Raw genomic sequence first — 1,379 nt, forward strand, 5'->3', positions numbered from 1 at the left:
GAGTTATTGTCAAATCTGGTGTACGGGCTCAGGCGGCGTTCCTGTCTGACTGATCCTGTACTTGTTCCCCATCCTTGAATTTCACGTTGTTGACCACGAGGGCCAGCAGATCAAATCCCTTGATCCGTTTCCAGCGCTTCTGCGCGGTTTCCAGTAGCTTGTAGACCATCGCCAGCGTGGTCTCTCGGGAGCCGCAGTTCCGCGCTCTCTTGCTTCTCAGGCGCACCGTCGAAAACGTCGATTCGATCGGATTGGTCGTCCGGATATGGACCCAGTGTTCTGCCGGGAAGTCGTAGAACGCCAGCAGCTCCTCACGATCCTTGCGCAGCCGTTCCATGGCGCCGGGATACTTCGACTCAAAGCGTACCAGCGCCCGGTCAAATGCCTTGTGCGCCTCGTCCTGCGTCTCGGCCATCCAGATCTCATGCAGCGCCGCCTTGACCTTCGGTTGCACCGACTTTGGCAGCGCGGACAGGATGTTCGCGCTCTTGTGCACCCAGCAGCGCTGATGGCGGGTGTCCGGATAGCACTTGGCCAGTGCTTTCCAGAAGCCCAGGGCACCGTCACCGATCGCCAGCTTCGGGCTGGTCGTCAGGCCCCGGGCCCGCAGTCCCGACAGCAGTTCTGACCAGCTGGCCTCCGACTCTCGGTAGCCGTCCTCAACCGCAACCAGCTCCTTGCGCCCATGCTCCGTCACGCCGATGATCACCAGCAGGCAGAGGCGGTCATCCATGCGCACGTTGCTGTATACGCCGTCAGCCCACCAGTACACGTAGCGCTTCTGGCTCAGATCACGCTGACACCAGCGCCGGTGATCGTCAATCCAATGCTGCTTCAACCGGCTGATGGTGTTGGCGGACAGCCCCTTGGCCTGATCGCCCAGCAATGCAGCCAGTGCATCCTGGTAATCGCCGGTACTCACACCCTTCAGATACAGCCAGGGCAGCAGCTCCTCGACACTTCGAGCCCGCTTCAGGTATGGCGGCAACAAAGCACTGTTGAAGCGGACGCCGGAGCCGCTGCGATCCCTGACCTTGGGGACCTTGATCTCGACATTGCCGATGCCGGTCTGGACGGTACGCTCGGGCAAATAGCCATTGCGCACCACGGCCTTGCGACCATCCGGCAGCCGATGCTCAGCATGCTGCTCCAGTAGCACTTGGAGCTCGGCCTCAACGGCTTGTGCGATCAACTCGCGTGCACCGCTGCGTAACAACTCGGTCAGCGGATCTGTTACCTGTTCTTCTGGTTGTGAAAGCGCTCTCAGGGTAGACTGGGTCATGGCGTATCATTCTCTGTTGGTTGTGATTCTTGCCGGAATCAATCAACAGGATACGCCATCCTTCTATCTCCCCGTACACCAGAAATGACCATAACTC

General features: G+C 59.6%; 1 protein-coding gene. It reads right to left on the minus strand.

What is annotated here, in order from left to right:
- Positions 1 to 28 precede the first annotated feature (28 nt).
- Complete coding sequence (locus F1529_RS17475; RefSeq protein WP_155137851.1) at positions 29 to 1,282, minus strand: IS256 family transposase; 1,254 nt, start codon at positions 1,280 to 1,282, stop codon at positions 29 to 31.
- Positions 1,283 to 1,379: the final 97 nt, after the last annotated feature.

This window comes from Alcanivorax sp. VBW004, assembly GCF_009718865.1.
Taxonomy (GTDB): Bacteria; Pseudomonadota; Gammaproteobacteria; order Pseudomonadales; family Alcanivoracaceae; genus Alcanivorax.

Bases quoted from the DNA above. Each gene is read 5' to 3' on its own strand.
- F1529_RS17475 (WP_155137851.1), bottom strand. From the start codon at position 1,282: ATGACCCAGTCTACCCTGAGAGCGCTTTCACAACCAGAAGAACAGGTA.